The 20,812-nt window shown below is 56.1% G+C and carries 15 protein-coding genes, 1 tRNA gene and 4 pseudogenes; 4 read left to right on the top strand and 16 right to left on the bottom strand.

Annotation, left to right across the window (positions count from 1 at the left end):
* Positions 1–25: 25 nt before the first annotated feature.
* Positions 26–973, bottom strand: a complete 948-nt coding sequence (locus tag CXQ80_RS22405) for a FecR domain-containing protein (RefSeq protein WP_101322519.1) — start codon at positions 971–973, stop codon at positions 26–28.
* Positions 973–1,473, bottom strand: coding sequence for a sigma-70 family RNA polymerase sigma factor (locus CXQ80_RS22400; RefSeq protein WP_101322518.1), 501 nt, complete (start codon positions 1,471–1,473; stop codon positions 973–975). The genes CXQ80_RS22405 and CXQ80_RS22400 overlap by 1 nt, the downstream gene beginning before the upstream one ends.
* Before the next feature lie 134 nt (positions 1,474–1,607).
* Between CXQ80_RS22400 and CXQ80_RS22395 the strand changes: the two are divergent.
* The 3 genes and pseudogenes from CXQ80_RS22395 to CXQ80_RS22380 form a co-directional block, all read left to right on the top strand.
* A pseudogene (locus CXQ80_RS22395) lies at positions 1,608–2,144 on the top strand (hypothetical protein); the annotation flags it as partial.
* A pseudogene (locus tag CXQ80_RS22390) lies at positions 2,117–3,087 on the top strand (hypothetical protein). The pseudogenes CXQ80_RS22395 and CXQ80_RS22390, both read left to right, overlap by 28 nt.
* Positions 3,088–4,911: 1,824 nt before the next feature.
* Positions 4,912–5,832 carry a hypothetical protein gene (locus tag CXQ80_RS22380; RefSeq protein ID WP_101322516.1) on the top strand — a complete coding sequence of 307 codons (921 nt, stop codon included), beginning with the start codon at positions 4,912–4,914 and terminating at the stop codon, positions 5,830–5,832.
* A 48-nt stretch (positions 5,833–5,880) separates the two neighbouring features.
* Here CXQ80_RS22380 and CXQ80_RS22375 read toward each other — a convergent pair whose 3' ends face one another.
* From CXQ80_RS22375 to CXQ80_RS22320, 12 genes and pseudogenes are all read right to left on the bottom strand, one after another.
* Positions 5,881–7,059, bottom strand: coding sequence for a DUF3800 domain-containing protein (locus CXQ80_RS22375; RefSeq protein ID WP_101322515.1), 1,179 nt, complete (start codon positions 7,057–7,059; stop codon positions 5,881–5,883).
* A gap of 29 nt (positions 7,060–7,088) precedes the next feature.
* Entirely contained in the window at positions 7,089–8,222 is a 1,134-nt protein-coding gene (locus CXQ80_RS24775) for a DUF3800 domain-containing protein (protein ID WP_157831769.1), read from the bottom strand.
* A 665-nt stretch (positions 8,223–8,887) separates the two neighbouring features.
* A pseudogene (locus CXQ80_RS25090) lies at positions 8,888–9,321 on the bottom strand (integrase); the annotation flags it as partial.
* Positions 9,322–9,624: 303 nt separating this feature from the next.
* A complete protein-coding gene (locus tag CXQ80_RS24875) occupies positions 9,625–9,933 on the bottom strand; it encodes a hypothetical protein (protein WP_178080800.1) in 309 nt (102 codons plus the stop codon).
* A gap of 391 nt (positions 9,934–10,324) precedes the next feature.
* Positions 10,325–11,357: pseudogene (locus tag CXQ80_RS22355) on the bottom strand (tyrosine-type recombinase/integrase); the annotation flags it as partial.
* A 672-nt stretch (positions 11,358–12,029) separates the two neighbouring features.
* Positions 12,030–12,105: transfer RNA gene (locus tag CXQ80_RS22350), tRNA-Thr, on the bottom strand.
* A 97-nt stretch (positions 12,106–12,202) separates the two neighbouring features.
* Positions 12,203–12,451, bottom strand: a complete 249-nt coding sequence (locus CXQ80_RS22345; protein ID WP_371918887.1) for a hypothetical protein — start codon at positions 12,449–12,451, stop codon at positions 12,203–12,205.
* A 299-nt stretch (positions 12,452–12,750) separates the two neighbouring features.
* The gene (locus tag CXQ80_RS22340; RefSeq protein ID WP_101322514.1) at positions 12,751–13,953 is read right to left on the bottom strand and encodes a methyltransferase; all 1,203 of its coding nucleotides are present in this window, start codon (positions 13,951–13,953) and stop codon (positions 12,751–12,753) included.
* Between the two features lie 7 nt (positions 13,954–13,960).
* Positions 13,961–14,650 (bottom strand): ABC transporter permease, encoded by a 690-nt coding sequence (locus CXQ80_RS22335; RefSeq protein WP_101322513.1) that lies wholly within the window; start codon positions 14,648–14,650, stop codon positions 13,961–13,963.
* Positions 14,650–15,342, bottom strand: coding sequence for an ABC transporter permease (locus CXQ80_RS22330; protein ID WP_101322512.1), 693 nt, complete (start codon positions 15,340–15,342; stop codon positions 14,650–14,652). The genes CXQ80_RS22335 and CXQ80_RS22330 overlap by 1 nt, the downstream gene beginning before the upstream one ends.
* A 55-nt stretch (positions 15,343–15,397) precedes the next feature.
* Positions 15,398–16,153: an ABC transporter substrate-binding protein gene (locus tag CXQ80_RS22325; protein ID WP_101322511.1), complete on the bottom strand. Its 756-nt coding sequence runs from the start codon at positions 16,151–16,153 to the stop codon at positions 15,398–15,400.
* A gap of 11 nt (positions 16,154–16,164) precedes the next feature.
* Positions 16,165–16,938: an ABC transporter ATP-binding protein gene (locus tag CXQ80_RS22320; RefSeq protein WP_101322510.1), complete on the bottom strand. Its 774-nt coding sequence runs from the start codon at positions 16,936–16,938 to the stop codon at positions 16,165–16,167.
* A gap of 603 nt (positions 16,939–17,541) precedes the next feature.
* Here CXQ80_RS22320 and gabP point away from each other — a divergent pair.
* Positions 17,542–18,939, top strand: a complete 1,398-nt coding sequence (gene gabP, locus CXQ80_RS22315) for a GABA permease (protein ID WP_101322509.1) — start codon at positions 17,542–17,544, stop codon at positions 18,937–18,939.
* A gap of 217 nt (positions 18,940–19,156) precedes the next feature.
* Here gabP and CXQ80_RS22310 read toward each other — a convergent pair whose 3' ends face one another.
* Positions 19,157–19,600 (bottom strand): hypothetical protein, encoded by a 444-nt coding sequence (locus CXQ80_RS22310; RefSeq protein WP_101322508.1) that lies wholly within the window; start codon positions 19,598–19,600, stop codon positions 19,157–19,159.
* Between the two features lie 81 nt (positions 19,601–19,681).
* Positions 19,682–20,701, bottom strand: a complete 1,020-nt coding sequence (ppk2, locus tag CXQ80_RS22305; RefSeq protein WP_101322507.1) for a polyphosphate kinase 2 — start codon at positions 20,699–20,701, stop codon at positions 19,682–19,684.
* Positions 20,702–20,812 lie beyond the last annotated feature (111 nt).

The following is a 20,812-nucleotide window of genomic DNA, read 5'->3' as shown; positions in this document are numbered from 1 at the left end:
CCGCTGAAGATTTTGCGACGCGGCTTCACGCCGCTTCAATGCTGGCCCAGTAACGCGTCAGATAACGCACTTTCACCGGCAAGGATTTGCCCAGGTTCTCCAGCACGGTGTCGGTATCATCGATGCGAAAAGCGCCGGAAATGCTCAACCCCCGAACCTCGGCGGCACAGCGCAGGACGCCCGGTCGATAGCGCCCCAACTCCTCGATGAAGTCGCCCAGCCGCCAATCATCGACGCTGAGCATGCCCTGCACCCAGGCGGTCGAACCCGCTGGCAGGGGGCGGACGCTGCCTACCCGATCACGATCGAACGTGACCTGCTGGCCGGTTTCCAGGCGCAGCGGGTGATCGGCATGCCTTTGCGGGCTGACTTCAACCGCCGCCTCCAGCACACCGACAAGGGTTTGCTCGGGCAGTTGGCGCACACTGAACCGGGTGCCGAGCGCGCGCACGCCCCCTTGCGCGGTCTGAACCATAAAGGGGCGCTGGGTGGGATCGTTGGCGGTTTGCACAATAATTTCGCCACGGAGTAGCTGGATTAGCCGCTGTCTGGAGTCGAAATGGATGTCCAGTGCGGTGTCGGCGTTCAGTTCCAGTTGCGAGCCATCGTCCAGGCGCAGCGAACGACGTTCCCGGATGCCCGTGCGCTGTTGCGCTAGCATCGAGCGGTACGGCACCTGCTCCACGGCCATCCATGTACCACCGCCGACCGCTATCAGCATACCGAGAATCTTCAGTACATCACGGCGTTGTGCCTGCGCTGCACCGAGGCCAGACAACGCCGCCTGCTGCGGTATCGCCGCCCACTGCTGCTGAAGCTTTTCAACCCGCGACCATGCCGCCGCATGGTCAGGGCTGGCCTGTACCCACGCCTGCCACGCCCGCGTGCGCGCCTCGCTGGCGGTGCCGTCATTGAGCTGCACATACCAGGTGGCGGCCGCCTCCAGCGTCTCCAGGTTGGGCGACGCAGACATCAGTTATCCACCAGCAACAGGCAGCGCGTCATGGCGCGAATCAGATGATTCTTCACCGTGGTCACCGACACCCCAAACCGCTCGGCCGCCGCCACGTAGCTCAGACCTTCGAGCTGCACCGCCAGGAAAATCTCACGCGTGCGCTGGCCCAGCTCATCTAGCAGGCTATCGACCGCCACCAGCATCTCGATGATGGACAAGCGAATCTCCGGCGAAACATCCACCGGTTCTGGCCGTTGTGCCAACGCATGCAAGTAAGCCTGCTCAATGGCGCGGCGACGGGATTTATCGATCAGCAGCGAACGGGCGATGGCGCTCAGGTAGCCACGAGGTTCGCGGATGGGTGCGTCATTGCGCGCCGTCATCACCCGCAGGAACGTGTCCTGAGCCAGGTCCGAAGCATCGGCGGCGTTGCCCAAACGCACACGCAACCAGCCTTTCAGCCAGCTGTTATGTTCGCTGTACAACCGATGAAGAACCGAATGATCAAGCGCCGACATGAGAAAGACACCGAGGCATAAATGGTAATCGATCTCATTATTATGATGGCGGTATTTTAATGCAAGGGGCTTCCCATAGGACCCACTGAATGAAGCATCACATAGAGCAGATCGCGAGAGGCTTACGGGGGTACGCTTACTTACTGCGGCATTTTAAAAGCCAAAGCAGCGCTGCCAACAGCCAGCAACAGGCGCTGTTCTGCCGCGAGCTGACCAGCGTGCTGGCGATGCCGCTACCAATGAACCTTCGCCATGTTGATCTGCACCAGGTGCTCGAGGAGATCAGCACTAGGACCGGGCTGCAGTTCCGCGTACCGGACCAACCCTACACCCGGGTCAAGGCGCCGTTCTTCTACAGCCTGGCTGCCGGCTACCAAGCACTCGACAGCCTGGCCCGGGTTTTCAACATCCCCGACTTCATCTAACAGCAGCAGGGTGACGGTGAGGTGTTCGTGGGCAGTTGGGCCCATAGTTTTTGGGGTATCCGCGCCCCGACCCAGCTGCCGATCGAGCTGTTCGACGGCTACAGCGGCAACCAGAGCGCCATGGTCGCTGTTCTTCCAGGACTGCGACCAGGCGCAACGATCAACCAAAACGAGCGGAACACCTCGGTGACCCTTGTTGACTCGCAGATGGCCATACGATGGAAGACGCAATCCGCCGCTCAGTAGAGCGCCAGTTTCCCGAACTCATCGGCGGCTATCACCTGCCGCGCTCTGGCCGTGTGGTCGCGGTACCGGATGCGCCGGCGGCGCCCGGGCTGTGCGACGACTTCAGGCCGCGATTCGGAGTTGATGCCCAGGTGCTCACCCCGGACGGTGAGCCCGATCCGGATTTGCCAGTGCCGCAGGGACTGCCGCTGCCGGCGCCCATGGGCGGGCAGGAGGCCGGAATGTTCGGCTTCCCCGAGGAAGGCACCACGGTGGTTGTCAGCTTCGCCTACGGCCTGCCGCACAAGCCGTTCATCCAACAGATCCTGCCGCACGGTCTGAGCCTTCCTCGGGTGCCCAAGGGCGACCAGGTCTGGCAGCACAGTGAAGCCTGCCAGCAGCGCGTCAATGCGGACGGCAACTGGCTGCGGCAGACGGACGGCAAGATCATGGACAAAGCGATCGAGCGCGAAGTTGAAGCCCTGGATAACACCGAGCGCTTCCAAAGCCACACCAGAAACATCGATGACCACTCGACCGAGTCAGTGGGCGGGGTGAAGAAGATTGAGGCGCTGGGCGCGCTTAAGCTGCTGTCGGGCGGGTCAGCCAGCCTGGCCTCAGTCGATAATCTGCACCAGGCCACCGGCCGCGACCTCAACCTGGTGGTGGGGCAGAAGCTGAATGCGACCATCGGCGGCGACATGCAGGAGAGGATCGAGCGTTTGCGTACCAGTGTGGTGGGCAAGACTCAGCGCCTGCAGGCGCCGAAGACGTGGTTGGGGTCGGAGGGGTGAATGTGCTCCAAGTGCTGTGTGATCTGCTTGACCTGGTGCAAGCGATGAACACGCAGCTTGCGGGGCACGTTCATGGGCCTACGCCCGTACCGACTAATTCGGCGGCGTTCAGCAAGACGGCTAGCTCTATCTTGTTTCTATCAAAGAAACTTAAGCCGATTACGTCATAGCTTCACGATGTGATTAACCTACGATCAGAATATATTCTGTTAACTAGACCGCTTTGCGGAACTGCCCCTCAATGCATGCCGGTGACTCTTCGGTGGGGTGGGGGTGTTGAAGTAATACCTGTCCACGTCGAGTTGACAGGTATTGCTGTAAAAACTAAGGACTCTTTTCAAGCCCTTTCAAGGCCCTCTTGAGGAACGGTCTAGAAAGTTAAGTTAAGGCAGCTTAAAAATGCAGATACCGTTCGTCTGATTTTTTCTGGCGTGTGCATAATTGCAGGTTGCTATATCGATCGCTGGAAACCCGCGAAACCTCTAGCGAAACCCAAAAAAACACAGCAACCTAGGTTGTAAGCGAAACGTCAGAAACGCTGAGGCCCGCGCAACGGCGGGCCTCAGAGTGATTCTTTGCAATGGTCCTATTCGGAAATTGCGTGGTAGCATCGGTGCCGCCACTCCAGCAGGTACAGCTTTGCAACGTCAGAATTCAAAGCCTATTGCTACCTGGCAGAGCCGTCAACACGCGTCGACACCACGATCCTATGGAATACGCTTTCGGTATACCGAAATCTCAACAGAGTTGTTGTCAACTTGATTAAGTTGACAACAACTTGCCAGAGATACAGGTCACAGGAATGTTCACCGCAATGATTGTCGGAAGCGACACTGTTATGGGCTTCGCAAAAATGGAGTGGTGGCCCCGTCAAGGTATGCTTGACGGGTACTTCCATATAGCAATAGGAACATCGGACAATGATAAGATTCGTCCAACGCTATTTGCCTGAAGAAGTGATCCGAGCACTGCAAGCCGCCTACTGGTCGGTTCGCTTGTTCCGGGTAATTCAGGAATTTTAGCAGCTAAAAAAACAGGGGCCTCGGCCCCTGTTTTCATTCCAACCTACACCACCAGGATTGCGTAGGCGCACCCGTCTATCACTTCGAACCCGCTGAGTACGAAACCCAATGTAGCCATGCCCGATAGCTTTGCGTCGTGGAGCCTCGGCAGTGGTTGCTTCTCCATCGGCAAGCCAGCGACGATCTCCGCTACGTTCGACGCGCGCTTTAAGCAGCTCGGGTGCTTCGACCAGGCTCTCGGCCCTCGCTTGGGCAATGAGGCAATTGACCGGGCTATCAGCCACGGCGATCTCCGATTAGGCGCTTACGCAGCTGCGCATGGATCGCCGGTGGAAGGAATCAGCCCAGGCAGAAACTCGCCAGGCTTTGCGTCGCCGTATGGGTTGCTCAAGGCATCAATCCTCATCGCATCCACGCCACCCGCCGTGCGCTTGTTACGTCGGGAGCAAAAAAAGGGCCTGCATCGCTGCAAGCCCTTCATTTATATGGTGCGGCACCAGGAGTCAAAAAAAATCATAAATATCTGTTTTATATAGAATAAATGTTGATGCATAAAAATTGCTATCTCTAAAACTATCCTTTGGGACTTGCGCATTTCTCCAAAATGTAAGCAGCCTCACTAAGGCAATCTGTCCTGGTGATAATGATGCCTCCTAGTGATTATAGGATAGATGTGCGGCGCTTCAGATAGTGCAGGTGAATTTTAAATCATAAAGTAATGGTGTTGCGGCCACGACCTGCTTAGGATTTAGATGGATTGTTAATTAAAAGTATAACAAATGCTGAGCTTGATATGGAGAACAAAAGTGTCTTGATGTTTGTGCGAGAAACAAGTCGGGATGTGGTCTTCGTGATAATTTTTAAAACTGTATAAGCAATTTTGCGTTTGAGTTTAACTCCTATCTGTTGCGTTTTAGATGAGCTCTTGTTAAATTGTCTGAAGTATTAGTGCGAGCAGCAGCAGAGTGCATCATGGAAAAAGCTATACGTAGGAGTGAGGCTAAATTTGATCGTTGGCACAGTCGGGAAGCTACTACTTGGCCGTTCCAGGTTTTCAAAAAGTATACGAAAGAATATGAGAGGATGTTTTGGGCGCAAATAACATCAAAAAAATATGTTTTCAGTAAGCTTGGGAGTAGTGGCGCTGACTGGAAAGATGATGTCGAACTGCACCTGAATTGCGATGGCGTTGATAGAGATAACTTATACAAAGATTTGCGTGATTGGTCGTCCGCATATAATCAACTTGAGAAGTGGACGGTATTGAATGGCGTTATGGCGGTCTCCGCAAATCTAGAGACATATATGGCTTCAGTAATTAAGCTTGCGCTAGAGTCTGATCCTGGACTGCTGTTTGCTTCATCCAGGAAAGTCGATGGTATGCATGGTGTAAAATTTGGAAGAAAAATAGGATTTGATTCAGATAAGGAAGTAGTCTCTTGCACTAAAGGTGATTGGAGTGCAAGGGTTAAGGCCTATGAGCGAATATTCGGGAAAACTCCTGAGGTGCTGCAGAAGAACATAGGGTTGTTAGATGAAATGAGGCGTGTGAGAAATAATATAGGGCATGCGTTTGGTAGAGATATAGAAAGCTCTAGGGAGCATAGTGTAAAGAACATATTGCCAATGGAGTCGGTCTCCATTGAGCGGTCTATCAAATACAAGAAAACTGTCTGGATGGTAGCTAAAGCCATCGATAAGCATCTCCTAATGACGCACATTGGAGAATATCAACTGCTTCGATTTTATCACAATACAATGCCTAGACTGGACGGAGATTTACACAAAAAGGCTCACTTAATTAAACTCAGAAAAGAGATTGGGAAAACTGGAGCTTTGCTAAGGGGACTTGAGGAGTGTAGTGGTCTGCTTGACTATTATCGCGCGCTCTAGATGTAGAAGGCCAAATCTTACAAGATTTGGCCAGGTTTTCATCGCGCACTAAGTTAAATTGTCGCTAATAAGAAAGTTTGCTGTTGAATTGGCAGGGTTTAATCCGCCAGAATAAACTGTCTTTAACTCGGTCGGTGATATGTTGGTGGATGGCCAGATACTATTCTTAGAAACAAGTTTTGGGATATTTGAATTATCTAGAATATCGTAAAGTTCATCATTGACTTGACCTTTTGCTTTACATCCGGCCCAGTAAGATGTAGCGCTAGATATTATGTCGGCCACCTGTATTTGGGCGTGCTCATGAGAACCTGCGAAATTAAAACTTAGGCCTTTAATGGGTAATTTGAATTTGCGTCGATCGTAACCGATCTCAATGGTTTTTTTCCTAAGATCCATAAATAAATTTAGGCTTTCACGCTGCCTCTCTATAGACTTAGAGTCGTCGTGTATTATGTGAAACCCTTTTTTATAAATATCCCCCCATAATACGCATTGGCTGAAAAATGCAGGAATTGAAGGGTCAAGCGCTGATTTATCTATTCCCGTGAGTATGTCAGATATTTCATCCCTTGTGTCTAATATAAGATCGAGAGATTTATGAAATTCAGTATATGAGCAGAGTCGTTTCATACGTTCAAGCATGTCATAAAATTGTGTGATCCGTGCCTCCGTCTGATCGCGGATCATCAAAACAAAAGCTTGCTGCATTTGCACCACATTTTCCTGGCCACAGAATTGAGGCATGCAGTAGTGCAGCATGTTGGCCAAAGCAATATTTTGACCATTGATGTATAGATCAACACCTCTAGCATGCAGCATGGTTTCAATAAGTAAGTCGACAATTTTCCCAGTGATAAAATAATCTTTATTTACTAAGTCAACTTTCACACAGTCGAAGTTTATGAGCGGGCTATTTACAAATTTCGCAATGCCCTCTCTGCCAGACTTTGTTTTCTTTAGCTTTTTGAAATGAGCTTCAATCGGAGATTTGCAGTTTAATAGCTTAAGAAGCTTTTCTGCTTCAGCAGCAGAGTGTACTGTTCCCGCTAACGTGAATATAGGCTGATCTAGATCTGTAAGATTATGGCCAGTGTGTCCGGATTCATCCAAAAATAACTGTGGTGTTATGGTGGATAGATGATTGAGTCTGGCCTGATTTCTTTTCTTTGCATTGTTTGCTTTGTTTATTTTGGCTTGGCGCCGTGCCTGGCTATTCTGACCCATAAGTGTCACCTCGAGATTTTCAGAAAAAGTTAAGATCTAACAACATATTTCGGCAGTTTTTTGTCAAACAAGAAATAGTCACTCTTGAGATTGCTATCTATCGTTGTAATCCTATGTATGAAATGATTGCTAATTTTGTCTGATCGTGCGATCAGTGTCCGTAAAAGCTTAATATTTTGCCTTTGAGCGCTGCTAAGCCGCCCTTTTAAATCAATTAATTTTTGGGGTGAAGTGTCTTCGATAAATGTGAAATACTTACCAAGAAAGCCTACGATGACATCAGATAACTGAACCCCTGGTGTCTGTACAGATTCTACAAAATGGTAATGTACTAAACTGTCATTGTTAATTACTTCGAAATTGGAGATGGCCTCTTGGATGGTTTTTTCTTCATCAAAAAAGTGAGTTGCGTTGGGGAATGATGCTATTCGGTTAAGGAAAAATCCTTGAAACCCATCGATTAACTCATGGGCTTTGTCGCTATGCAGAAAAGCAAGCTTTGTGATTTCTTTACTTGCACTTAATAAAATTTTCTCAAGTTCTACAGTTGCGGGGTTTTTGGTTGCTGGGCCATATTGAACTACGAAGTTGTAAGTGTCTTCAAGAAATTTTCTTGTGTTATCTTCTCTTAAATCAGGATACTGGTGTGATCTAAGCATGCTCAAAAATTTGGATAGATTTGCGCTGGCTACTCTATAAAGCTCATTTTTCAACTCCAAATGATACTCTTGAATGTGCAAATAATTCTCTTCGGCGCTGATAGACTCGACTATATCGAGAATCGACCAATTTAAAATATTTAGGTTGGTGTAGTGTATGTGGATTTTGTGTTCTATAAGCCAAGTGAGAAACTTTGTGATTTTTGGTGATGCTAAAATTTTCTCAAAATCTCCTTTGGCAATAAGTTCAAGTTTTATTTCTGGCGCATTGCTTGGTATTTTGAGAGTGGATCTCAATCCGGATATACATGGAAGCTCGTCGTGCTCAGGGGTTAGAGCTATACCGCCAAGTACAAAGCTGTCACATTTTTTTATATTTAAGCCGTTCTCGCGTAATCGCAATTTTCTGACATTGTTTGTTTCGTCGTAAAATAGTATATAACTATTGTCGGTTCCGTAGAGACGTGGATCAGGGTGCGCTAAGCGGGAAGCTTCGACCTGCATGTTATGTTCCTTATAGTGGCGTGGAAGTCAATAGTGGCACATTGCCTCGGGCGATGTCTATGAGGCTTAACAATTTATTGATGTGCGTTTCAGGATTGTAAGTCTTACGCGCTAGGCGTGAGATAATATGAGCAGCCATCAAAAAATTGTAATAAGCCCATGTGAGTTCGTGGGTGCAGGTTTAACGCTGAGGTTATTATGTAGTTGCTTGGGGCCTATATATTATTTAACTGTTAGTGGATGCTGTTGCTTCTGTATGGTCGAGTGGCTCATATTTAAATGGGTGCTACACTAATTTAAAGTTGCAAAAATACCCAGTCATTAAGTCGTACATGGCTGGCGTTGATAAGGTGCAGTGTTTTTTCGTTTTTTAAGCAGTGTCCACACTCTCGTTATCAAATAAATAACCATGGCTTTTCTAATCGACGGGCAAGCAATCGTACAGTCAGCAAGTAATAATATCTGGTCGCCTCGCAGCGCAGGTCTAAGCCATGTTGGAGAAACCACGCCATATGCTTCCTCTACCAAGCCCAAGGGGTTTCTCCATTCCCACCGCTTTTCGATTTCAGTCTGAATGATTTTCGCTTGTCATACATGACGTTGCAGGGTTGCGTACGAGCCGGTCAGCACCCCGGACAAGAGTATTTCCATGTGCAATTTCTTATTCATGCCAGCCCACCAATATAGGCCGTGACTACACCGATCCGACCGTGCTCCAGTTCACAACTGACCTGCCTTCGGTCCGTACGATCAAGCTTCATATCTACCTGGCAACATTGGCCGCCGTTGATAGGTGCGCGGTGCAGGGTGATTCGCTCATAGTGCTCACATGCGTACGCCGCTCGTAGCTCATGGAAGCCTTGAGGTTATGTATATGCAGGATGTCCCATGCAGGGCGGATGATCTCTTGCAGAAGATTTGTGTAGCTTTTGTGTGGAGCAATCAGGTTGCGGCTGCCCGCAGGCGACACCTGACTCGCCAGCTCGAGCGCACCTTCAACATGGTCGTTCAGTGCGATCCAACGTGGCGCTGACGCTCCGGTGCGAGCACCTTTGGTGCCGCCCTGAATGTTAATCCTGCCTAAGTCGTTAGCCTCACGGCTTTACCCACAAGTCCCATGTCGCTCACCTCATCTTTCGATCTCCGATCCTCGCCCCACGTCATCCCGCCAAGAATGCTGAGTGTTATCAGGGATCAAGGCCCCTGCGACCTGTGGGGAATGTCCTCTACGCGGGACTGGCGGCTCCTTACATCCGGGAGCAAGGGCACCTCATGATCTGGCCTCCTAAACACCGTTACCGGTGGGCGGGTGGAGGCAGCGCTGGCTGACGATACCAGCGCCTGAAGAGCCTGAGCCGGGTGAACGCAGCAATGCGATGACCGGGGCATGCCTGACTGTCTGTCAGGTGCAGTCCATTCCCTGATTTGCGGCACCATCATCTACATCTACATCTACATCTACATCTACATCGCTATCGCTGTTGCTGTTGCTGTTGCTGTTGCTGTTGCTGTTGCTGTTGCTGTTGCTGTTGTTGTTGTTGTTGTTGTTGTTGTTGTTGCTGTTGCTGGTGACATCAGCGTTTGTCACGCCGATTGTCACGAGGGTAAATGCCGCAAAGCCATTTGCGATAAGTGCTGCAGCAGTGTCAGGAGCGCCCGTCTCTTTCCGGAGAAAGAGACGGGCGTAGGTTGGCGCATACGAAATGGCCAAGCGGAATGGTTGCTGCAGGGCAGACGGGTAGGGTGGTTGCCGTGGGGGCAACGATGTTTAGTTGGCATCCATCACATGGGTAGTGACCGTACGAGCTACCGGACGCGAATCGTACTTGGGGGTTGAACCACCGCGGTTGCGGCGTGACCTTTCAGGTTTCTGGCTACATTCGGCTGCCTCGGCAGCCTTTGCACCTACCGGTCTACGCTTGTGGACAATATTCGTCAAGCAAAGCGATTTCAGGTGGTTAGCGCCTGTGGATAAACTATCCCCCGGTGGACATCAGTGGTTTTCCACTGACGATAACTGTGCCATTGGCTTTTAATAAGATTAGGTCCATTGAAACGGGGCGGCTTTGCCGCCTCGTTTCAATGGACACGCGCGGAGGAGCTCATGCGGTGCTGTGGGTAACTTCACAGCGAGTCTGAAGCGGGGGGTTACTCGGTCCTCTTGGCACTGCGCAGGCGCGCGTGACGTTCTCGCCCGTCTGCTTGGCAAACTCGTGCGGTGTTACATGGTCCTCGCGGTTCGCCTCTAGAAACCGGCTCCACCAGGTCATGATCATCCGGCGCTCTTCGAGGAACTCGGCCTTGTGGGTATAAGCGGCGCGCACGTTGTTGCGTTCCTTTCGGCTCATCTGTCGCTCGATAGCCGTCTCCGACCACAGCCCGGACTCAACCAGCGCACTGCACGCCATGGCTCGGAACCCGTGGCCGCAGATATCCACCTTGATGTCGTATCCCATCGTCCTGAGCGCGGCATTCACAGTGTTCTCGGACATCGGTTTCCACGGCTTGGCATCCCCTGCGAACACCAGCTCGAACTTGCCGGTGATCGCGTGGATCTGCTCAAGCAAAGCCACTGCTTGCGGCGATAAGGGTACAACGTGGATGTCCCCGGCCATCTTCGACCCCTTGTGGAAAACGGCACGCCGTCCAGCGCCGGGCGGGTGTCGGGGACTTCCCAGATTCCGCGCTTGAGGTCGAACTCATTCCAACGGGCGAAGCGCAGTTCACTGGAGCGTACGAATACATGCAACGACAGCATCACCGTGAGGCGCGTGAGTGGGCGACCTCTGTAGTCCTCGATGCATGCCAATAGCTCTGGGAGCCGCGATAGGGGTAGTGCGGGTCGGTGAGTTACCCGTGGTGTCTTGATAGAGCCATCGAGGTCATGAGCCGGGTTCGCCGTAATCAGTCGCAGCCGTTTGGCTTCACGCATGATGATCTGCAGGTAGTCCTTGATCCTGAGCTCCACGTCGATTGGGCCGCGCTTTGTCACGGCTTTCAGGGGTGCGTGAGGTCATGGATGTGCAGCTCAACGATCAGCCTGGTGTCGAGCAAAGGAATTAAGTGAGTCCTCAATGTTTTGGCATGGCCCGGTGCACACGTTGGCACCATCCCGGCGTGCCAATCGAGGGCGACCCTTATAGGGGACGCTTGAGCTGCTTGCTGAGGATCAACAAGAGATTCCCAACGCCAGCAAGTTGTGCAGGCCGAGAATTCAGACTATCTCGGTTGCACTTCGGCATTTATCGGCATCAACAGCTACGCCGGCAAGCAGGAGAACTCAAAGTCACCTTGCCGGCTCATTTGCTGAGTCGGATCTATGCTTTTGTGAAAGCCATCCAGAACACAAAAGCCGATCAGGTTTGTTGGCTGAGGTTGCACTGACAGTTCTTCAGGACAGCTGAGATTGGGCCTTGCAAAATGATGTGCATGCGCTAGTCGTGGCATTAGAGCTAATGCTATTTGGCGTGCTCTGCGGTTTGGGTTGGGATTGCTGGGGCCGCTTTGCGGCCCTTTCGCGACACAAGGCCGCTCCTACGCCGATCGCGATGGGGCTGGATTCAGTAGGTGAACTTGGGACCGCTACGAGAGAAGTGCGGGGATCTCATGTGGGGAGGGGGCATGGCGGGCTGGGCGGGCCGGTAGGGGAGGGGGCGCATAGCGGCTCTGCGGTTTTAGCATTGTCGCTGATACTGCCGGGTCCGCTTTGCCGGCCTTTCGCGACACAAGGCCGCTCCTACAGGGGCGGCGGTGTGCTGATGCCAGAAACGAAAAAACCCGCCAGAAGGCGGGTTTTTCGTGTGTGTATGGTGCCGGCACCAGGAATCGAACCCGGGACCTACTGATTACAAGTCAGTTGCTCTACCATCTGAGCTATACCGGCACAGGGGCGCATTATAGCTATCCGAGCAGCCGTGTAAACCACTTCCTTGCAATCAATGCAAAAACCCGTAACTCACCGGCCTGAAAGGAGAAATCTCCTACCAGCCGCGGTGGATGGTGTTTATGCCTGGCTCGGCCTTGGCGGGGTTGAAAAACAGCTTGTCGTTGTCGCAGCCGCGCTTGCGGCAGGGCTGTGCGACGTGCAGCGGCAGGCCGCGGTCGCCGCCGAGTTGCATGGCGGGGGTGTCCCAGCCAAGGGCTTTGCCGGGGGCGTGACTGGTGGTGTTGGTGCAGCCGGTTACGGCGAGGGCGAAGCTGAGCAGGGCGGTGGATTTGATCGGGATCACGATGTCGAAGTCCGTTCGGTGACAGTCTTTGTTGCGGGCAATTGTAACTCAGTAGGCATGGGCGAAGGCGGGTGGCCATCACGCTTTCGGACAATTCTGAAAATGCTTATGCACAAGCGGCATGCCAGGATTGCCGTGCGGGCATACCGTTGGTCGTAACCGCCGGTCTTTGCGCAAAGTGCTGTTTTTGCTGGGCTTGAAGGTTTAAGCGAATAAGCAGACGGCCCTAAATAGCCAGTTGGATCCACAAATCTACCAATTTCATCAAAAGCTTGTGCACAGACTTATCCACAGGTTGCTCATCGCCCGCGCTCGGCTAAAAGTAGCAAATTTCGGGGTGTAAGGGCGTAGTCGCAGAACAGCCCAAGGCGCACGTTGTAGCCTTGTTCGTGCATGTACAGCGCTCGATCGAGCACCAGCCATAACTCCAGCGGGCGGCGGAACAGGTTGCGTACACGCTCCAGGTTGCGCACCTGGGCGAGGCGTTGCCAGCCGGCGGCTTCGAGTGCCTCCCAGTCGGGGTTGCCGGTGAGGGGCAGCTGCTTGAGCGAGGCGAGGTCGTGGCAGTACGCGGCGAAGGTCTTGTCCAGCCAGCTGACCGGCAGCGATGGCGTCGGCAGGTAGCTGTCGTTCTGGCGTTGTTCGCGTTGTAGCAGATCGAAGCCTAGGCGGCGGGCCATCGAGGCGTCGCGCTGGCGGCGGACGCGGGCGCCGGCGGTGACGGTTTCGCTCAGGGGCAGGCCGAGGTCGTCGAGGTCGAGCTGCAGAGTCGAGGCGCGGGCGTGGCTGGACAGGGCCTGATAGGCGCTGGCCTGGATACGGTTGTAGCAGCAGGGCGCCAACGCGATGTGTTGGCAGCCTTTGCTGGCGGCTAACTGCAGCAGGCGCACGTGCAGATCGCCGCAGGCGTGCAGGGCGACCACGCTTTTGCTTTGGTCGAGGCAGCGGGCGCTGTCGGCGGCCATGACGTCTTGTTGCAGGTGCTGGGCGGGCAGCTTGTGGTGGTCGCTGAGGGCCTGGCCGGCAGCGACCAGCTCGGGGTTGTACTCGAGGCAGATCAGTTGCTGGCCGGGCTGCAGCAGGCGGCGGCCGAGATGCCCTTTGCCGGCGCACCAGTCGAGCCAGTGCTGGGTCTGCTGGCGAAAGCCGAGGCGGCGGCTGAAGGCTTCGATCTGCTGCCACTTGCGCCCGGGCACGTTGACGTCGAGGCGGTGGCCGGCGGGCGATAAGTCTGCGTCGGGCAACTCATCCAGGGCGGTCAGTTGCTGAGCCTGGGCGGCCAGCTGTGGATAAGGTGCGGGTGGCAGGGTTGGGTCGAGGTTGGCTTCGGCGTCTTCGAGGGTGCACTGGCGCAGCCAACTGGCCAGTTCTGGGTACTGCTGTTCCCAGTCGAGCTGCAAGGCGGTGAAGGGCCTGGGCTTCCACAGCGCTTGATGCTCGACCAGAAACTGGTCGAGGGCGTGGAAGCGGGCGTGTAGCTGGTCGCTTTCGAGGATGGCCATGGGCGCCTTAGCGCCCTTGGCAGGCGTCCACCCGCAACCAGCGTTCCAGCAGCTTGAAGCCCTGCACCAGGAGGAACGAGATGACCAGGTAGAACAAACCGGCCGCGAAGAAGATCTCCACCGGCAGGTAGGTGCGGGCGATGATCGTGCGGGCCATGCCGGTGAGTTCGAGCAGGGTCACGGTGCTGGCCAGGGCGCTGGCCTTGAGCATCAGGATCACTTCGTTGCTGTAGGCCGGCAGGCCGATGCGCGAGGCGCGTGGCAGCATGATGTAGAACAGGGTTTTGCCGCGGGACATGCCCAGCGCCCGCGCTGCTTCGATTTCACCCTTGGGGATGGCCTGCAGCGCGCCACGCAGGATCTCGGCGATGTAGGCGGCAGTGTGCAGGGTCATGGTCAGCACGGTGCACCAGAACGGATCGCGCAGGTACGGCCACAGCACACTGTTGCGCACGGCTTCGAACTGGGCGAGGCCGTAATACACCAGAAACAGCTGCACCAGTAGCGGCGTGCCGCGGAAGAAGAAGATGTAGCCGTAGGGCAGGGCGCGCACGTACCAGTGGCGCGAGGCGCGGGCGACGCCCAGCGGGATGGCCAGGATCAGGCCGGCGATCACGGCGATGGCCACCAGCTCCAGGGTCAGGGTCGCGCCCTGGGCCAGGCGTGGCAGCCATTTGATGATGACTTCCCAGTTCATTATTCAGCCCTCACGAAGCCGCGAGCGGCGCGTTTTTCCAGGAAGTACATGCCGGCCATCGCCACTACGGTCAGGCTCAGGTAGATGCACGCGGCAACCATGTAGAAGGTGAACGGTTCCTTGCTCACGGTCACGGCGATCTGCGAGTGACGCATGATTTCTTCAAGGCCGATCACCGACACCAGCGCGGTGTCCTTCATCAGGATCATGAACAGGTTGCCCAGGCCCGGCAGGGCAATGCGCCACATCTGCGGCAGGATGATCCGCGAGAGGATGCGGCCTTTGGACAGGCCCAGGGCCAGCCCGGCTTCGCGGTGGCCCTTGGGGATCGCCAGGATCGCGCCGCGGAACACTTCGGTGGCGTAGGCGCCAAAGCACAGGCCCAGCGCGATCACGCCGGCGGCAAATGCGCTCAGCTCAAGGCCGGGCATGTTCAGGGCGTCGCCGAGGCTGTTGACCAGGCCGACGGTGCCGAAATAGATCAGCAATACCCACAGCAGCTCGGGAATCCCGCGCACCAGGGTCGAATAGAAGCCGCCAAGCCATTGCAGTGGCTTGAGGGCAGAAGTCTTGGCAAGGGCGCCGAGCAGGCCCAGGATCAGCCCCAGCAGCAAGGCGCAGAGCGCCAGTTTTACCGTCATCAGGGTGCCAGCCATCAAGGCCGGACCGAATCCGTGCAGGTCAATATTCATTGATTAGGTGCGTTCTAGGGACCGACACGCCGCGAGGGCGTGCCGGTCGGGCGAATCATTCGATGCTGAACGGGAAGTACTTGTCGTTGATCTTCTTGTACGTACCGTCGGCTTTGATTTCTTTCAGGGCAGCGTTGAGCTGGTCGCGCAACTTGTCGTCACCCTTGCGCACGGCAATGCCGATCTTGTCGCTGTCCATCACCGGCTCGCCTTTGAACTCATAGGCTTTGCCGTCGTTGGATTTGAGCCACTCGTACTGCACGTATTTGTCGGCGAGGATGGCGTCGACGCGGCCCGAGATCAGGTCGAGGTAGGCGTTTTCCTGGGTGTCGTACAGTTTGATCTGCACGTCGCTACCGTAGTTGTCTTCCAGCCAGGTGCCGGCCAGGGTCGCGCGCTGGGTGCCGATGATCTTGCCTTTGAGCGAGGCCTTGTCGGTTTTGAAGTCGACGTTCTTCGGTGCGATGAACTGCAGCTTGTTCGAGTAGTACGGGTCGGTGAATTCAACCGCTTGCTTGCGCTCGTCGGTGATCGACAGCGACGACACCAGGAAGTCGAACTTCTTCGCGTTCAGGGCGGGGATGATGCCGTCCCAGTCGGAGGTGACGACCGAGCAGTCGACTTTCATCTTGGCGCACAGGGCGTCGCCGATGTCTTTGTCGAAGCCGACCACGTTACCGCTGGCATCCTTGTTGTTGAACGGCGGGTAGGCCGCTTCGATACCCATGCGCAGTTTGTCTGCGGCCAGGGCATTGGCCGAGAACACCAAAGTGGCGGCAGCGGCCAGGAGAAACTTCTTGTAGGTCTGCATGTATTGCTCCGTTAGCGGTGGCTGGACATGAATTGCTTGCAACGCGCCGAGTTCGGGTTTTCGAAGACCTGCTGCGGCGTTCCTTGCTCTTCAACCAGGCCCTGGTGCAGGAAAACCACTTCACTGGACACCTGGCGGGCAAAGTTCATCTCGTGAGTTACCAGCAGCATGGTACGGCCTTCGTCGGCCAATGCGCGGATAACGTTAAGCACTTCCTGGACCATTTCCGGATCGAGCGCCGAAGTTGGCTCGTCGAACAGGATCACCTTGGGCTTCATGGCCAGGGTACGGGCAATGGCAGCACGCTGTTGCTGGCCACCGGAAAGCTGGGCGGGATAGCTGTGGCGCTTGTCGAAGATACCGACTTTGTTCAGCAGCGCTTCGGCATGTTCAGTGGCTTCGGCCTTGCTCTGGCCAAGCACGCGGCGCGGCGCCTCGATGATGTTGTCGAGGATCGACATGTGCGGCCACAGGTTGAAATTCTGGAAGACGAAACCGATTTCGCTGCGCAGGCGGTTGATCTGGCGGTTGTCCGACGGGATCAGGTCGCCGTTCTTGGCGGCCTTGAGCTTGAGCTCTTCACCGGCCAGGAGGATCTGCCCTTGATGCGGGTTTTCCAGCAGGTTGATGCAACGCAGCAGGGTGGACTTGCCGGAACCGGACGATCCGAGGATCGAGATCACGTCACCATCGCGCGCGGTCAGGGAAATGCCCTTGAGAATTTCCTGGGTGCCATAGCGCTTGTGCAGATTGCGGATTTCCAGCGCGGGCGTGGCCTGGGCCATGTGCGGTCCTCTTCGGTTCGGGTGCGTTCCCAGCTGTTGGCGGCCTTCCTGGCGAGCGCCACGCTAGCATAGCGGCTCATTGACAGCCAACGGGGTCGCAAGGGGCTCAGGTCGCTGGCGGGGCAGTTTGTCGCATCGTTGCAGTGCAACGTCGCGAGGATGTCCGCCGGCCTTGTGCCCAGCACCAGAGCCTTGATGAAAAAAGGCGCGATGGTGCCAGTTTTGTACCGCACTGGGAAGCCGTTTTTAGCCGTAATGGCTGCTGCCCTCTTTTTCGCTTGAATGGAGGTTGCGCTGACGGTTGCACCTGGGCGCTTCGATTTTGTGCGCGGGTGTTACCAAGGAGCACCTTTGGTGAATTTGTAAGTGGGTATTTCAGTAATCTGCTCGGCACAAGCCGATTTGATGTGCATTCGGTCAAGCCTTGGCCAGATGCCCTGCAGGCCCCGCCGGGATTGATATCGGGCCTGGCGCTGATGAGCCAAGCACAGAGATGGCGCGGTAATTGCCACAGGAGATTTCCAGAATGCAGCGACGCCTACCTAAATCCCGGGTGCGCTGGCCAGTCATTCAGGTAGTCCACCTCCTTACAAAGGTAGTTTTATGAGCGGTAAGCACAATTCCAATGACCTCGCTCAGGGGCTCAAATCGCGTCACGTCACCATGTTGTCCATCGCCGGTGTGATCGGCGCGGGGCTGTTCGTTGGCTCCGGCCACGCCATTGCGGCGGCCGGCCCTGCTGTGCTGTTGGCCTACGCGGCAGCCGGTACCCTGGTGGTGCTGGTGATGCGTATGCTTGGCGAAATGGCGATCGCCTCGCCCGACACTGGTTCGTTCTCGACTTACGCTGATCGCTCGATCGGCCACTGGGCCGGCTTCACCATCGGCTGGCTGTACTGGTGGTTCTGGGTGCTGGTGATCCCGCTCGAAGCCAACGCCGCGGCCGCGATCCTCAATGCCTGGTTCCCGGCGGTTGATCTGTGGGCGTTCTCGCTGTTGATCACTCTGGCGCTGACCGTTACCAACTTGTTCAGTGTGAAGAACTACGGCGAATTCGAGTTCTGGTTCGCGCTGCTCAAGGTGCTGGCGATCATCGGCTTCATCGTGGTCGGTTGCGCGGCCATGTTCGGTATGGTGCCGGGCAGCCAGGTCAGCGGCGTCAGCCACCTGTTCGACACCCAGGGCTTCATGCCCAACGGCCTCGGCGCAGTGCTGGCAGCCATGCTGACCACCATGTTCTCGTTCATGGGTACTGAAATCGTCACCATCGCCGCCGCCGAATCGAAAGACCCGGGCAAACAGATCAGCAAGGCCACCAACTCGGTGATCTGGCGGATCTGCCTGTTCTACCTGGTATCGATCTTCCTGGTCGTGGCCCTGGTGCCGTGGAACGACCCAGCCCTGGCGGCCACCGGTTCGTACCAGACCGTGCTGAGCATGATCGGCGTGCCGAATGCCAAGCTGATCGTCGACATCGTCGTCCTGATCGCCGTGACCAGCTGCCTCAACTCGGCGCTATACACCTCCTCGCGCATGCTGTTCTCGCTGAGCAAGCGTGGCGATGCGCCGGCCGTTGCCCAGCGCACCACCAAGGCGGGTACGCCGCACTGGGCAGTGCTGCTGTCGACCGCTGCGGCGTTCCTCTGCGTATTTGCCAACTTCGTCGCGCCAGCGCAGGTGTTCGAGTTCCTGCTGGCCAGCTCCGGCGCGATTGCCTTGCTGGTGTACCTGGTGATCGCCGTGTCGCAACTGCGCATGCGCAGCCAGCGTGAAGCACGCGGCGAGAAGATCGAGTTCAAGATGTGGCTGTTCCCGGGCCTGACCTGGGTGACCATCGCCTTTATCGTCGCCGTGCTGGTGGTGATGGCGATTCGTCCAGACCACCGCATCGAGATCATCGCCACCGCGCTGCTGAGCCTGGCTGTGGTCGCTGCCGGCCTGCTGGTGCAGCGCAAGCGCAAGGCCGCCGTGGCAGCTGGGCGGGTTGTGCTGAGTAACTGATCTGCCGGCTCGTTGAGCTGAATGCAAAAAGGCCGCGCTCTGGTTCAGGGCGCGGCCTTTTTTAATGTCGCAACGCTGCCGGTGTAGGAGCGGCCTTGTGTCGCGAAAGGCCCGCGTAGCGGGCCCGGCAATTTCGGCGGCGAAGCTGAGAATCCGGGGCCGCTGCGCAGCCCTTTCGCGACACAAGGCCGCTCCTACAGGGGCCGCTGAGGCAGAGTTAGCCGAACTGCTTCTGTTGCAGCTGCTGCTTGGCCACCACTTCGGAGGCCGCTACGTAGGCTTCCTGGAACTCGTCGCTCTCCAGCCAGGCCATGGTGGTTTCTTCGTCGGCGCCGTCCAGCCAGGTGCGGTAGGCGGTGAACACCAGCACGATGTAGTCGGTGGCGTGCTCTTCCTTGTGGCCTTTGAGCACCAGGGTCAGCAGTGGGTCGACCAGGAACACCGCGATCATTGCCACCAGGCCGGTTTCCTGAGCGGCTTTCATCTTGCTGAACAGCTCGCTGTAGCTGTCCGACTCCAGCGCCTTGTTGAAGATCTGCTCGACGCTGGCGCTGTCACCGGCGCTCGCCTTGACTGCCTGGCCGCTGCGCACCATACGGTTTTGCTTGGCTTTGCTGGCGGCGCGCTTGGCGCGTTTTTGCTGCTTGGTGTTGGAAGCCATGGGGCCTGAAATCCTTGGAGGGGCAAAAGTGCGCGTATTGAATCGCACTTGCCCGACAAACCCAAGAGGCACGCGTCGCGATCAGGCCGCCGGCGCCTCATCTTCTTCAAAGCCACGCGATGCCCGGCCGACCAGCAGCGGGTCGGGCGCATGGGCCACGCGCAGGTCCTTGCCGGGGTACTCCAGCGAATGCAGGAAGTGGCGGATGCAGTTGATCCGCGCGCGCTTCTTGTCATCCGACTTGATCACCGTCCACGGCGCATCGCCGGTGTCGGTATGGAAGAACATCGCCTCTTTGGCGCCGGTGTAGTCGTCCCACTTGTCCAGCGACTTGATATCGATCGGCGACAGCTTCCAGTGCTTGAGCGGGTCGTCCCGGCGCGAGACGAAACGGCGTAGCTGCTCTTCGCGGTTGACCGAGAACCAGTACTTGAACAGCAGGATGCCGCTGTTGGTGAGCATCCGCTCAAGGTCTGGCGCCTGGCGCATGAACTCCAGGTATTGCATCGGGGTGCAGAAGTCCATGACCCGCTCGACCCCGGCGCGGTTGTACCAGGAGCGGTCGAAGAAGACCATTTCCCCGGCGGTCGGCAGGTGCTGGATGTAACGCTGGAAATACCACTGGCCCTGTTCCTGCTCGGAAGGCTTCTCCAGCGCCACGATGCGCGCGCCACGCGGGTTCAGATGCTCCATGAAGCGTTTGATGGTGCCACCCTTGCCGGCCGCGTCACGGCCCTCGAACAGCACCACAATGCGCTGGCCGGTGTCCTTGGCCCAGCTCTGCACCTTGAGCAGCTCGATCTGCAGCTCGGTCTTGGCCTTTTCGTATTCGTTGCGCCGCAGCCGGGTGCGGTACGGGTAGCTGGCGGGCAGGCGCGCCGAGGTGCTGTCCTCGTTGCTGCCTTTGCGTGCGCTGGCCACCTGCAGCGCGGCGGGCTGCTGGCTGATGCTGAGAATCGCCGGTTCGGCGCTGACCTTGGCGGCCGGCTTGCGCTGGCGTGGGCGACGGCTGCGCGGGGCCGGTGTGGCGCTTGCGCTGAGGGTGGCGCTGGTGTCGGCAGCAGGGGCGGAGGAGAGAAGCGGGGTGGATTCGTCGCTCATGGAAATCCTTGCGGGTCGGTTCGAGTGTCCACCGATCATGCTAAGGATATTGCGCTGATGGCTTGTTGATACTGGTCAACGACGCGTGCGTTGCGCCACGGCTGCCAGGCA

It is taken from the genome of Pseudomonas sp. 02C 26, from assembly GCF_002843585.1.
In the GTDB taxonomy this organism is placed as follows: domain Bacteria; phylum Pseudomonadota; class Gammaproteobacteria; order Pseudomonadales; family Pseudomonadaceae; genus Aquipseudomonas; species Aquipseudomonas shirazensis.
Note: the sequence above shows the minus strand (reverse complement) of the source record. Positions and strands in the feature narration are given on the sequence as shown.